The 13,581-nt window shown below is 61.8% G+C and carries 8 protein-coding genes; 5 read left to right on the plus strand and 3 right to left on the minus strand.

Annotated features, from left to right (window positions below; genetic code table 11):
* Positions 1 to 156: 156 nt before the first annotated feature.
* On the plus strand, positions 157 to 3,429 hold the full coding sequence (locus BHV64_RS11395) for a TonB-dependent receptor (protein ID WP_217727007.1): 3,273 nt from the start codon (positions 157 to 159) through the stop codon (positions 3,427 to 3,429).
* Positions 3,430 to 3,487: 58 nt separating this feature from the next.
* On the opposite strand, the gene BHV64_RS11400 is transcribed toward BHV64_RS11395, so the two are convergent.
* On the minus strand, positions 3,488 to 4,090 hold the full coding sequence (locus BHV64_RS11400) for an HAD family hydrolase (protein WP_217727005.1): 603 nt from the start codon (positions 4,088 to 4,090) through the stop codon (positions 3,488 to 3,490).
* Positions 4,091 to 4,247: 157 nt separating this feature from the next.
* On the opposite strand from BHV64_RS11400, the gene BHV64_RS11405 reads away from it, so the two are divergent.
* The gene (locus BHV64_RS11405) at positions 4,248 to 5,291 is read left to right on the plus strand and encodes a DUF2776 family protein (RefSeq protein ID WP_217727003.1); all 1,044 of its coding nucleotides are present in this window, start codon (positions 4,248 to 4,250) and stop codon (positions 5,289 to 5,291) included.
* A gap of 203 nt (positions 5,292 to 5,494) precedes the next feature.
* Here the strand turns inward: BHV64_RS11405 and BHV64_RS11410 are convergent, their stop codons facing one another.
* Positions 5,495 to 7,711, minus strand: a complete 2,217-nt coding sequence (locus tag BHV64_RS11410; protein ID WP_015546020.1) for a sodium-translocating pyrophosphatase — start codon at positions 7,709 to 7,711, stop codon at positions 5,495 to 5,497.
* A 121-nt stretch (positions 7,712 to 7,832) separates the two neighbouring features.
* Positions 7,833 to 8,321, minus strand: coding sequence for a large conductance mechanosensitive channel protein MscL (mscL, locus tag BHV64_RS11415; protein ID WP_022062070.1), 489 nt, complete (start codon positions 8,319 to 8,321; stop codon positions 7,833 to 7,835).
* Between the two features lie 171 nt (positions 8,322 to 8,492).
* Here mscL and BHV64_RS11420 point away from each other — a divergent pair, with 171 nt between their 5' ends.
* From BHV64_RS11420 to BHV64_RS11430, 3 genes are read left to right on the plus strand one after another with little or no spacing between them, the layout of a single operon-like run.
* On the plus strand, positions 8,493 to 9,944 hold the full coding sequence (locus BHV64_RS11420) for a sodium:solute symporter (protein ID WP_217727002.1): 1,452 nt from the start codon (positions 8,493 to 8,495) through the stop codon (positions 9,942 to 9,944).
* The gene (locus BHV64_RS11425) at positions 9,934 to 12,921 is read left to right on the plus strand and encodes a golvesin C-terminal-like domain-containing protein (RefSeq protein ID WP_288116001.1); all 2,988 of its coding nucleotides are present in this window, start codon (positions 9,934 to 9,936) and stop codon (positions 12,919 to 12,921) included. The genes BHV64_RS11420 and BHV64_RS11425 overlap by 11 nt, the downstream gene beginning before the upstream one ends.
* A 10-nt stretch (positions 12,922 to 12,931) precedes the next feature.
* Entirely contained in the window at positions 12,932 to 13,579 is a 648-nt protein-coding gene (locus BHV64_RS11430) for a GNAT family N-acetyltransferase (RefSeq protein WP_044054672.1), read from the plus strand.
* The last annotated feature ends 2 nt before the right edge of the window (positions 13,580 to 13,581 follow it).

Raw genomic sequence — 13,581 nt, forward strand, 5'->3', positions numbered from 1 at the left:
CATACGACTGACGAGGGATGTTCCTGCAACAGGAATGTCTCTCGCCGTTTTCTCAAAACGGCCGAATCCGGAAACCGAAACGCCGCGAAAAAGAAAACAAACGATCCATCTACAACGAAACCCAAAAAAATCCCTTATTCACAAAAACCAACGTTTATGAAGAAATTTTTCCTTCTCATGCTCTCGGTCTTCGCATTTTGCGCAGCCGATGCGCAGGTGACGACTTCGGGAATGAACGGCACGGTGACCGACGCCGACGGACAGCCGCTCGCCGGCGCCACGGTCATCGCCGTGCACACCCCTTCAGGCACGCAGTACGGCGCCGTGAGCGACAAGAACGGCGGCTACAACCTGCAAGGACTGCGCACGGGAGGTCCCTACACGGTGACCTTCTCGTTCGTGGGCTGCCAGAGCGTCGAATTCCCGGGACTGATGCTGTCGCTGGGCCAGACCCTCAAGCGCGACGCTTTCCTCAAGGACAGCCAGCAGCTCGAAGCCGTGGTCATCACGGCCGACGGCAAGAACAGTTCGATGAACGTCAACCGCGCAGGGGCGGTCACCAGCATCTCCAACGAGCAGATCGAACTGATGCCTACGGTCAACCGCAGCATGAACGACATCATGCGCCTCACGCCGCAGGCCTCGTCGACCACCTCGGGACTGGCCATCGGCGGCGGCAACTACCGCCAGTCGTACGTGACGGTCGACGGCGCGGCGTTCAACAACATGTTCGGCATCGGCGGCAACCTGCCCGCAGGCGGTTCGCCCATTTCGCTCGACGCGCTGGAGCAGGTGTCGGTGTCGATAACCCCCTTCGACGTGCGCCAGAGCGGATTCACGGGCGGAGCGATCAACGCCGTCACCAAGTCGGGAACCAACGACCTGAAGGTCTCGGCCTACCTCTACTCCAAGAGCGACCAGCTCCAGGGCGACAAGTACGACGGCGGCAAACTGTCGCTGAGCGAGATGCGGAACAACACGCTCGGATTCAGCGTCGGCGCCCCGATCGTCAGGAACAAGCTCTTCGTGTTCGCCAACTTCGAGCGCGAGTGGAACACCACGCCGGGCAACTCCCGGCTGGCCCGCACGAGCGAAAGCCAGGATTTCGGCAAAGCCCTGCAATACAACCGCCCGACGACCGCGAAACTCGACGAGATGAGCCAGTTCCTGATCGACAACTACGGCTACAACCCCGGCGCCTACCAGAACTATTCGGTGAAGACGCCCGGCTACAAGCTCATGGCACGCGTGGACTGGAACATCAACCGCAACCACGCGCTGAACGTGCGGTTCAGCCGGACGCAGAACAAGTATTCGTCGGCCCCGTCGTCATCCATTTCGCCGCTCAACGCCGGCAAAGTGTACGACAAGGACGTTTACGGCCGCACCTCGGTCTACGCCATGTATTTCGGAAATTCGCGCTACTATCAGGAGCAGAACTTCACGTCGGTGGCCGCCGAACTCAACTCCCGCTTCATGGACAGCCGCCTGACGAACACGCTGCGCTACACCTATTCGCACCAGTACGAGCCGCGCAGCTACGACGGCGGCATCTTCCCGACGGTGGACATTCTGAAGCCTGCCGAGAACGGCGCGAGCGCCCTGTACGCCTCGTTCGGACTCGATCCCTTCACCGAAGGCAACCTGCGCGAAGTGTCGACGCACATCCTGACCGACGAGATCGGCTACACGCTGGGCAAGCACCGGCTGGTGGCCGGTTTGCAGTTCGAGCACAACCTGACCACGAACGGCTACTTGCAGGGCGGCGCGGGATACTACGTCTACGAAAGCTGGGACGACTTCAAGAACGACAAGGCCCCGCTGGCGTTCCGCATCGCACACGGCAACAACGACGACCTTTCGCAGGCGTTCCCCCAGTTCTCCCACATGCAGTACTCGGTCTACCTGCAGGACGAGATCAACGTAAGCGAGCGTTTCAAGGCGACGGTCGGAGTGCGTTTCGAGGTTCCGGTCTATCCGTCGATCTCGGGCAACGAAAATAAGGACTTTACGGAGATCTTCGCCGACCACGGCGGCTACAAGACCTCGGACATGCCCAAGGCGCGTCTGTCGGTGGCTCCCCGCGTGGGCTTCAACTGGGACATGACCGGCGAGCGCAAGTATATCCTCCGCGGAGGTACGGGCGTGTTCAACGGCCGCCTGCCGTTCGTATGGCTCGTATCGGTGGCCGGAAACAGCAACACCATCCAGAACGGACTCACGCTTTACAGAAACGAAAAGGGCGACAACATGCCCAAATTCCACACCAATGTCAAAGACATGCTGGAAGACGTGTACAAGGGAACCTACAAGGGACATGACCTGGCGGCCAACACGCAGCCGACCATTCTGGACAAGAACCTCAAAATGCCTTCGACGTGGAAAAGCTCGCTGGCGCTGGACCTGAAACTTCCGGGCGACGTCAACCTCAATATCGAGGGGATCTACAACAAGGACTTCAACTCGGTGACCGTCACCAAACTCGGCATGGTCGAGAAAGAGGGCGGCATCCGGCTCCCGGGCGAACCCGAGGCGCGCACCTATTGGGAAAGCGGCAATATCAGGAATAAGGACGGCGAGACCGTCAATCCCTACCTGATCAACAACACCGACGACGTGGACGGCTACTACGCTTCGGTCTCGGCGCAGGTGTCGAAAACCTGGGGCTTCGGTCTCTCGCTGACGGCGGCCTACACCTATTCGAGCGCCAAGAACGTGATCGACGGCATCGGCGATCAGGTGACCTCGGCATTCAGCACCAACACGTTCAACAAGAACGGTTCGAACGTGCCCGAACTGGGTTACGCATCCTACGTGTCGCCCCACCGCATCCTGCTCAACGTCGGCTACCGCCTCGCGCACAAGAGCGGCGCGTCGAACTTCGGGCTTTACTACGAGGCGTTCCGCCAGGGATATATCGGTTCGTACTCCTATTCGCGCTACTCCTACACGATGTACGTGCAGAGCGGCAAGTACCAGAACCCCGTGACGAATGACCGCGGCGCGGTGAACCTGATCTACATTCCGACCCGCGAGGAACTCGACGGCATGCCGTTCACGTCGGACGAGAACAGGGAGGAGTACTGGAAATTCATCCGGAACGACGACTATCTCTCGAAGCACACCGGCGAATACTCGAAGCGCGGCGGCGCCGTGATGCCCTGGCAGCACATGCTGAACTTCCGCTTCTCGCAGGACTTCTACGTCAACGTCAAAGGCCGGCGCAACACGATTTCGCTGGGACTCGATGTCAACAACATCGCCAACATGCTCAACCGCGACTGGGGCAACGTCAAACGGATCAGCACGACCAACATCCTGAAATACGAGAACGGCGCCTACACGTTCAACAAACCCACATGGTCGAAGTACGCCGGCACGATTTCGACCTGGTCGGCGATGTTCAGCATCCGCTACACCTTCAACTGATCTCCCGGAAGAGGCTCAAAAAGGAAGAGACCGGTTTGCGCCGGTCTCTTTCTTTTGTTTATATGCAGTCCGATTGCAACAACCGCCGGCGCAGGGCGTCGCACGCCGCGTCGGGATCGCGGTGATCGAAGACGAAGCCGTGAATGCCCAGAGCGGCGGCCGCCTCGATGTTCATCTCCCGGTCGTCGATGAAAAGCGTCTCGGAAGGGGTCAGGCCATAGCGTTCGAGCAGAATCTCGTAGATGCGCGGCTCGGGTTTCACGGTGTGCTCCTCGCAGGAGACCACCTCGCCGTCGAAAAGCCCGTAGACGGGGAAGCGGCGCAGGAAGTCGATGAACTCGCGCGACATGTTCGAAAGCACGTAGAGCCGATAGCCCGCCGCTTTCAGGTCGCCGACGAGCCGTTCGGTCGGCTTCACGGGTTCCTGCAGGTCGACGGCCAGCCGAAGGACGGCGGCACAGGTCTCCACGGGGCGGCCGGTCATCCCGCTGATGGTGGCGGTCACCTCTTCGAGCGTCGACGTGCCGCGGTCGTACTCCTCCCAGAAGAGCGGCATGCGCGGGGTGCGGAGAAAACTGAAAAATTCGAGCAGTTCGGGGGTGCACTTGCTTTTATCACGGGCGAAAAGGACTCCGCCAAGGTCAAAAACGATGTTTTTCATAGGGACAAAGATACTAAAAAGTCGAATGGGGCGCAACACAAAATCGCGCGCAACTCCGTAAAACCTTCCGACTGGTAAAAGGATCGTTACGACCCCAAAGATACTAAAAATTTTGTTGGTGCGGGATTTGCAGGGTGTCCGGAAAACAATCAAGCCTATGAATCACGGTATAAGCATCCTTTTCCGCGCCATTCCGCTCGCAATGGCCGCCTTCTGCTTCGCTTACGGAGCCTATATTTTCGCGGCCGGAACCGACGCGGCTCGTCTGACGGCAGGTCCCGTCGTCTTCTACCTCGGGTCCATCTGCATCGCGCTCTACTGCACCGCCGCAACGATCATCCGCCAGATCATCGGGACCTACACGGCGGCGGCGAAATACCTCTTCCCGGCGATCGGCTACACGTTCGCCGTGCTGACGCTCATCAGCGGCGCATTCATCATCGCCTCGCACTGGCCCGGGGCGCTGGTCACCGGACACGTCGTCTGCGGACTGGGACTGATCACGGCCTGCGTGGCCACGGCGGCGACCTCGTCGACACGCTTCAGCCTGATTCCCAAAAACTCCGCCGACGACTCCTTCTCGGTCAACCCGGCCGGATTCACCCGCGCCGAGTCGTCGCTGCTGATCTTCATCGTCTCGGCAATCGCCGCCATCGCCTGGGTCTGGTGCATCCTGCTCTATGTGCGCGGAACGCTTCCGGCACACATCGTCGCCGGGAGCGTGATGTTCGGAATCGCCTGCGTCTGCACGTCGCTCATCGCGCTGGTCGCCAGCATCGCCCGCCAGGCCCGCGGCAGCTACACGATGGCCGAAAAAGGCAAATGGACGGGACTCGTGCTGACGATGGGTTCGCTGGCATTCGTGCTGGGGCTGATCCTGATTTTCGCCTATTGGGACCATCCGATCAACTTCGTGGGATTCGTGCTGATCGGTCTGGCGCTGATCTGCTGGAGCATTTCGAGCAAGGTGATTCTGCTGGCGAAAATCTGGCACGCCGACTTCCCGCTGGCCAACCGCATTCCGATCATCCCCGTGCTGACGGCGCTGGCATGCCTGTTCCTCGCGGCGTTCCTCTACGAGGAGGCCGCATTCCAGGCCAAATTCTTCGTCCCGGCGCGTGTGCTGTCGGGATTCGGCGCCATCTGTTTCACGCTCTACTCCATCGTCTCGATCCTCGAAAGCGGAGCCAGCAAGAAGTAATTAAAAATTCATTTTAAGGAAGAGCAGATTTTGCGCCCCTATTTTTGATCAGTGCGACGCAGATGCAAAAGCACCTATCGTGATTTTTGATTATCGCGGAGCAGATTTCGGCTTAACGCAGTTCGGCCCGGACGGGACATACAGAGGTATTTCCCGTTCGGGCCGGACAAGGCAGGGCGAAAGGCGCCCGTGAGAATCGAAAATCAGAATAAATGGAAGGCGACCGTAAGCCCCGCCATCACGATCGCGACCATCGACATCAGTTTGATGAGAATGTTGAGCGACGGACCCGACGTATCCTTGAAGGGATCGCCGACCGTATCGCCCACGACCGTGGCCCGGTGGCAGTCGGAACCCTTGCCGCCGAAGTGCCCCTCCTCGACCATCTTCTTGGCATTGTCCCAGGCGCCCCCGGCATTGGCCATGAAGACCGCCAGCACGAAACCGGAACTCAATCCGCCGACCAGAAGGCCCATTACGCCCGCCACCCCGAATACCAGTCCGACAACGACCGGAGCGGCGATGGCCAGCAGGCTCGGAAACAGCATCTCACGCTGCGCACCGCGGGTCGAAATGGCGACGCAGCGCGCGTAGTCGGGCGTTCCCTCGCCCGTGAGGATGCCCTTGATCTCGCGGAACTGGCGGCGCACCTCCTCGACCATGCTCTGCGCGGCGCGGCCCACGGCGTTCATCGTCAGCCCGCAGAAGAGGAACGACATCATCGCGCCGATGAAGACGCCGATCAGCACCGTGGGGTTCATCAGCGACACGCGGTAATATTCCATGAAATCGAGAATCGAGGCGTCCTGCACGAAGCGCATCGTCCCGTCGGACATTTCGAGCATCGTCACCCCGTTGTGGATCAGACCGATGCGGATCTCCTCGATATAGGAAGCCAGCAGCGCGAGGGCCGTCAGGGCCGCCGATCCGATGGCGAAGCCCTTGCCCGTGGCGGCCGTGGTGTTGCCCAGCGCGTCGAGCGCGTCGGTGCGTTTGCGGACCTCGGGGCCGAGGCCGCTCATCTCGGCATTGCCGCCCGCATTGTCGGCGATAGGCCCGTAGGCGTCCGTGGCCAGCGTGATGCCCAGCGTCGAGAGCATGCCCACGGCCGCGATGCCGATGCCGTAGAGACCCATCGACATATTCTGCGGAGCCATCATATTCTCGATGTCGAAGCCGATGGCGCAGAGGTAGGCAAGGATGATCGCCACGCCGATCGTCACGACGGGGATGGCCGTGGAGATCATTCCCGAGCCGATGCCGGCGATGATGACCGTCGCTGGGCCTGTCTGGGCGCTCCCGGCGATCTTCTGCGTCGGTTTATAAGAATGGGAGGTAAAGTATTCCGTGGCCTGCCCGATGACAATGCCCGCCACGAGGCCCGTGATGACCGAGAACGAGAGTCCGACCCAGTTCTCGACGCCCAGCAGGCAGAGGATGCCGAACGTGGCGGCGGCGATCAGCAGCGAGCTGAAATTGACGCCCACGCCCAGCGAACGGAGCAGTTCGCGCATCGTGGCCCCCTCCTTCGTGCGCACGAGGAAGATGCCGAGGATCGAGAGCAGGATGCCCACCGCGGCGATCAGCATCGGGGCCATCACGGCCTTGATCTGCAACGCCTCGGAACCGGCCGAGGAGAAGGCCGCGGCGCCCAGCGCCGCCGTGGCGAGGATCGAACCGCAGTAGCTCTCGTAAAGGTCGGCGCCCATGCCGGCCACGTCGCCCACGTTGTCGCCCACGTTGTCGGCGATGGTCGCGGGATTGCGCGGATCGTCCTCGGGGATGCCCGCTTCGACCTTGCCCACCAGGTCGGCGCCCACGTCGGCCGCCTTGGTGTAGATGCCGCCGCCGACACGCGCGAACAGAGCCTGCGTCGAGGCGCCCATGCCGAAGGTCAGCATCGTCGTGGTGATGACCACGAGCTTCTGCGGCCCGGCGACCTCGACGAAATGGTTCAGAATGACGTACCAGAACGAAATGTCGAGCAGGCCGAGGCCCACGACCACCAGTCCCATCACCGCACCGCTGCGGAATGCGACCTTCAGGCCGCGGTCCAGCGACTGCCGCGCGGCATTGGCCGTACGGGCCGAAGCGTAGGTCGCGGTCTTCATGCCGAAGTAGCCCGCAAGCCCCGAGAAAAAGCCGCCGGTGATGAAGGCGAAGGGAACCCAGCCGTTCTGCACCCCGGCGCCGTAGGCCAGCCAGGCGAAAAACAGCGCCAGCACCGCGAAGACGATGCCGACGACCTTGTACTGCTGGCGCAGGTAGGCCATGGCGCCCTTGCGCACGTGCGCGGCGATCTCGCGCATGCGCGGCGTACCCTCGTCCTCGCGCTTCATCAGGCGGTAAAACGCCCATGCGAAGGACAGGGCGACGACGGACGCGGCAGGCACGATCCAGAAAATCGAAGGAATGTTCATATCATAAATTATAGTTAGTTGGTTGTATGCCTCTGCAAACTAATCAAGTAAGGTGAAAACAAATATAAGAAAATATCCCGGCCTCAAAAAGCCGGGCTGTTTGGTTCCGGGATTTTCCCGCTTATTTCTTCTGCTCTTTCAGCAGGTCGCGGATTTCGGTGAGCAGCAGCTCCTCCTTCGTCGGTGCGGGCGGTTCGGGAACGGGAGCCGGAGCCTCTTCCTTTTTCTTCATCAGCCGGTTCATCAGCTTGACCATCAGGAACACGCAGAGCGCCAGGATCGTGAAATCCACGCACTGCTGGATGAATGCGCCGTAGTTCCAGTAGATCGGTTCTGCCGCTGCGGCAGCCTGCGCGGGATCGCCTCCTCCGGTCACCATGTCGCCCACGGAGTGCATGGCGTTCGACGTCACGTCGCGGACTTTCGAGATGTCGAGCCGCAGCTGCGAGAAGTCGGTGTTTCCGATCAGCGCGCCGATGGGCGGCATCAGGATGTCGTTCACGAGCGACGATACGATTTTGCCGAACGCGCCGCCGATGATCACGCCGACGGCCATGTCCATTACGTTGCCTTTGAGGGCAAACTCCTTGAATTCTTTGAGAAATGCCATATCGTTTAAGGGTTTGATGTATAATTAGTAGCAAAAATAACTGTTTTTTCCGGAAATCCAATACGACATACGATCTTCCGCATCCTGTTTTCGGGTTTATAAAATCCGCGCTTACCCGCCTTCGTGTCCGTCTTTTTTTATACCTTTGTGATTCGAACCCAAATACAAGTTATGACTCCTGCCGCCGTTACCGCCACCGTCCTGGGCTACATAGCCGTCCTTTTCGCCGTCGCATGGGCCTCGGGCCGCCGTGCCGACAACGCCGGCTTCTTCACCGGCAACCGCCGCACCCCGTGGTACATGGCGGCTTTCGCCATGATCGGCGCCGCGATGTCGGGCGTGACCTTCATTTCGGTCCCCGGCTCGGTCGCCGCCGACTCGTTTTCCTACATGCAGATGGTCGCGGGCTTCACGGTGGGGCAGTTGATTGTGGCTTTCGTCCTGATTCCCACGTTCTACCGCCTGCGGGTCGTCTCGCTCTACGAGTACCTCGATAACCGTTTCGGCGTAAAGTCACACCGCACCGGGGCGTGGTTTTTCTTCATTTCGAAGATGCTGGGCGCCGCGCTGCGCGTCTATGTGGTCTGTGCCGTGATGCAGCTGCTGGTCTTTTCGCACTACGGCTTCCCGTTCTGGGGCAACGCCCTCGTCACGATGTTTTTCGTCTGGCTCTACACCCGGCAGGGCGGCGTCAAGTCGCTGATCTGGACCGATACGCTCAAGACTTTCTGCCTCGTGGCGAGCCTCGTGCTGTCGATCGTCTTCATCATGCGGGGGCTGGGTCTCTCGTTCGCCGATACGGCCCGCGAGGTTTCCGCTTCGCCCATGTCGCGCATTTTCTTCTTCGACGATCCCGCTTCGGGCCGCTATTTCTGGAAAATGTTCGCCGCGGGTATCGTCCTGCTGGTGGCCATGACCGGACTCGATCAGGACATGATGCAGCGCAATTTGAGCTGCGCCACGCCGCGCGACTCGCAGAAGAACATCGTGCTGACGGCTGTGAGCCAGATTTTCGTGATCTTTCTGTTCCTCGTGCTGGGCGTGCTGCTCTATTTGTACATGGAGCGCAGCGGCATGGCCGCACCCGCCAAGAGCGATCAGGTCTTTTCGCTGGTCGCTGTCGAAGGCGGATTGCCGCTTATCGTTGGCATTCTGTTTGTTGTAGGACTTATTTCAAGTACTTATTCAGCTGCCGGGTCGGCCCTCACGGCTCTCACGACCTCTTTCACGGTGGATATGCTCGAAGGCACGAAACGCTATGGCGACGCACGCCTCACGCGCATCCGCCGCGGGGTCCACGTGGCGATGGCGCTCGGGATGGCCGGCGTGATCCTGGCCTTCGAGTACTGGGCCGACGACAGCGTCATCAATCTGGTCTACAAGGTCGCCAGCTATACCTACGGTCCGATTCTGGGCATGTTCGCCTTCGGGATGTTCACGCGCCTGAAGGTCCGCGACCGCTGGATGCCGCTGGTGGCCCTCGCGGCCCCGGCATTGAGTGCGCTGGTGCAGTGGTGGGCGCTGAAGACCTGGGATTATCAGATTGGTTTCGAACTGTTGATTTACAATGCCGCCTTTACGATGATCGGCATGCTGCTGCTTGTGAAACGCCATGAAAAATAAGGTTTTATACACTCTTATCTCACTCTTTGCTTTAGGTAATGTCTCCGCCGCGGAAATCGGTTCCGCGACGCGGCAGGAGATCGGCCGGACCCTTTCGCGCATCGTTTCGCGCGAGGTGACGAGCGGTTACCAGAAACCGGAGCCGATCACCGTGCGCGTTCAGGCCGTCAAGGCCTCGCGCAGCCGGGTGCGGATCTACGCCACGGCGGCGTTGGCCAACTATCCCTTCCGCGAGGAGAACCTGCGGGCCATGCGCGACTCGGTGCGCGCCCTGCTGCCGCATGAGTTCCGCAAGGCCGCCGTCGAACTTTACACCGACGGCCGCGAGGCCTCCGAGTTGATTCCGCTGGCCTGCCGCAACGCCACGCAGCTGCGCAAAGCGGTCGATAAGAAGAAGATCGTGCTTTTCACCAACCGCTCCGGGCGTCCGCTCGTGACGCGCCTTTCGGCTCCCGAGACCCCCGGACGGGGACTTTCGGGACGCCATATCGCCCTGTGGCAGAGCCACGGACGCTATTTCGACCAGACGGAGAACCGCTGGAAATGGCAGCGTTCGGCGCTCTGGCAGACCTGCGAGGACCTCTATACGCAAAGTTATGTCTTGCCGTACCTGGTTCCGATGCTCGAAAACGCCGGGGCATGCGTGCTGCTGCCGCGCGAACGCGACGTGCAGAAATACGAAGTGCTGGCCGACAACGACGCCGCCGGGCAGTATGCGGAGGAGGGGGCGTGGGAGAGCGGCGGCGCGGGCTTCGCGCACCTCCGGCAGGTCTATCATACGGGCGAAAATCCCTTCCGCGACGGCACGACGCGCCGTGTGCGGACCGTGACCGGCGGGGCCACGGTCCGTGCCGTGTGGCAGGCCGACATTCCCGAACGGGGCGAATATGCGGTTTATGTGAGCTATGAATCGACGCCCGAAAGCGCCGACGACGCGCATTATACGGTTCGCCACCTCGGCGGCGAGACCTCGTTTGCCGTCAATCAGACGATGGGCGGCGGGACGTGGATTTACCTCGGGCGTTTTCCCTTCGCCGCCGGACGGCAGGAGGTCGTGACCCTTTCGAACCGTTCGCGGACGGGCGGGCGCATCGTCTCGGCCGACGCGGTGAAGATCGGCGGCGGCTACGGCAACGTGGCCCGCACGTCCTGCGACTCGCTGCGCCTGCCCGGCGCGGAGCATGCCGGGGAGACCAGCGGTTACCCGCGTTTCTGCGAGGGTGCGCGCTACTGGCTTCAGTGGGCGGGATTTCCGGAAGAGGTCTATACGCCGAAAAACAACACCGACGACTACAAGGACGACTACATGTCGCGCGCCCATTGGGTCAATGCCCTGATGGGCGGCTCGGAGCGTCTGCCCGACTCCGCGGGGCTGCGCATTCCGGTCGACATGGCGCTGGCGTTCCACTCCGACGCCGGGGTGCGCGACGGCGACGGCATCATCGGCACGCTGGGCATCTTCTTCACCCGCGAGAACAAGGGCAAATTCCAGGGCGGGGCCGACCGCTACCGTTCGCGCGACCTGACGGACCTCGTGCAGACGCAGATCGTCGAGGATATCCGCCGCACCTGCGAACCGGCCTGGAGCCGCCGCGGGATGTGGAACCGCGCCTACTACGAAGCGCGCGTGCCGGGCGTCCCGACGATGCTGCTCGAACTCTTGTCGCACCAGAATTTCGCCGACATGCGCCTGGGGCACGACCCGCGCTTCAAGTTCCTCGTGAGCCGGGCTGTTTACAAGGGTATCCTGCGTTATGTCAGTTCGCAATACGATCTGCCCTATGTGGTCCAGCCGCTGCCGGTCGAGGCTTTCGCCGCGGAATTCGCCGCCGCCGGCGAGGTCGCGCTCTCGTGGAGCCCGGCGATGGACCCGCTCGAAGCGACCGCCGCGCCGACGGGCTATGTGGTCTACACGCGCGTGGACGACGGCGGTTTCGACAACGGCCGCTATGTCGACAAACCCCGCCTGACCGTCCGGCAGGAACCGGGGCGCATGTACAGTTACCGGGTCACCGCCGTCAACGAGGGCGGCGAGAGCTTCCCGAGCGAGACGCTCGCGGCCTGCCGCGTGCCCGACGAAAAGGGCTGCGTGCTGATCGTCAACGGGTTCGACCGCGTGAGCGCCCCGCAGAGCGAACGGAACGATTCGCTGGCCGGATTCCGCATGGACCTCGACGGAGGCGTTGCGGACCGGCAGGACATCGCCTTCATCGGAGCGCAGCGCGTCTTCGACCTCGCGCAGGCCCGCTGCAACGTCGACAGCGTCGCCCTCGGGGCCTGCGCGTGCGACTGGGAGACCGACGTGATCGGCGGCAATACGTTCGACTATCCGGCCCTGCACGGGCGTTCCGTCGCGGCGGCGGGCTACTCGTTCTGCTCGGCGTCGGCCCGGGCCGTGGAGCGGGGCGAGGTGTCGCTCGAAGCCTATCCGGCCGTCGACCTGATTCTGGGCAAGCAGCGCACCACGCCGCTGGGCCGCGGTGTGTGCGAGGCGGCCTTCCGGACCTTTCCGCCGGAGTTGCAGGCCGTCCTGCGGCGTTATCTGGCCGGCGGCGGAGGGCTTTTTGCATCGGGAAGCTACGTGGCGGCCGACCTCTGGGCCGAAGGGACCCCGGAGGAGGGGCGCGCGTTCGCCCGGGAGGTGCTCCGCATCGACTCCGACGGGGGACATCCCTCGGAGCGCGGACGGGTGCGGGTTATGACTTCGGACGCGTCGTTTTCGCGCGGCGAATACCGCTTCAATACCGAGTACCGCCGCGACCGTTACGTCGTCGAGCGGGCCGATGCGCTGAAGCCCGCGGGTGCGGGGGCTTTCGCCGTGATGCGTTACGACGACAGCGGCCGCACGGCGGCCGTGGCCTGCGATGCCGGAGGACGGACTTTCGTCGCGGGGTTCCCCTTCGAGTCGATCCCCGACGGCGTGCAGCGCGACCGGCTGATGCGCGACGTGCTGCGGTTTTTGTTTTCCGATAAATAAAATGGAAGCAGTGGAACTGAAATTGAGAACCGAACAGCCTGCGGATTACCGCGAGACGGAGAACGTTACGCGGGAGGCGTTCTGGAACCTCTATTCGCCCGGATGTTGCGAGCACTACCTGTTGCATGTCATGCGTGACAGTCCGGCGTTTGTGCCCGAGTTGGATCTCGTGGCCGAGCGCGATGGGCGAATCGTGGGCAATGTCGTTTCCTTGCGCGCGGTTCTCCACGGTGACGACGGAACGGACTGTGAGGTGTTGAGCCTCGGGCCGATTTCGGTCCTGCCAGAGTGCCAGCGTCAGGGCATCGGCGGCCGGCTGATCTCCCGGACCCGCGAACTGGCCCGGGAACTGGGATTTCGGGCCTTGCTGCTCTGCGGCGACCCGGATTATTATTTGTATCAGGGCTTCGTTCCCGCCGAGATGCTGGGAATCCGCACGGCGGATAACATGTATGCCATGGCCCTGCACGTCTGTGAACTGTACGACGGTGCGTTGTCCGGCATTCGGGGGCGCTATGTCGAGGATTCGATTTACGACATCGACCCCTCCGCCGCCGAGGCTTTCGACCGGGAGTTTCCTGCGAAGGGGAAAGTTGTCGGAACGGAGTCGCAGCGGCGTTTCGACGAGATTGTCGTCGTGCGGCGGCCTGCGGAGTGAGA

The organism is Alistipes sp. 56_sp_Nov_56_25 (assembly GCF_001915285.1).
Classification (GTDB): Bacteria; Bacteroidota; Bacteroidia; order Bacteroidales; family Rikenellaceae; genus Alistipes; species Alistipes shahii.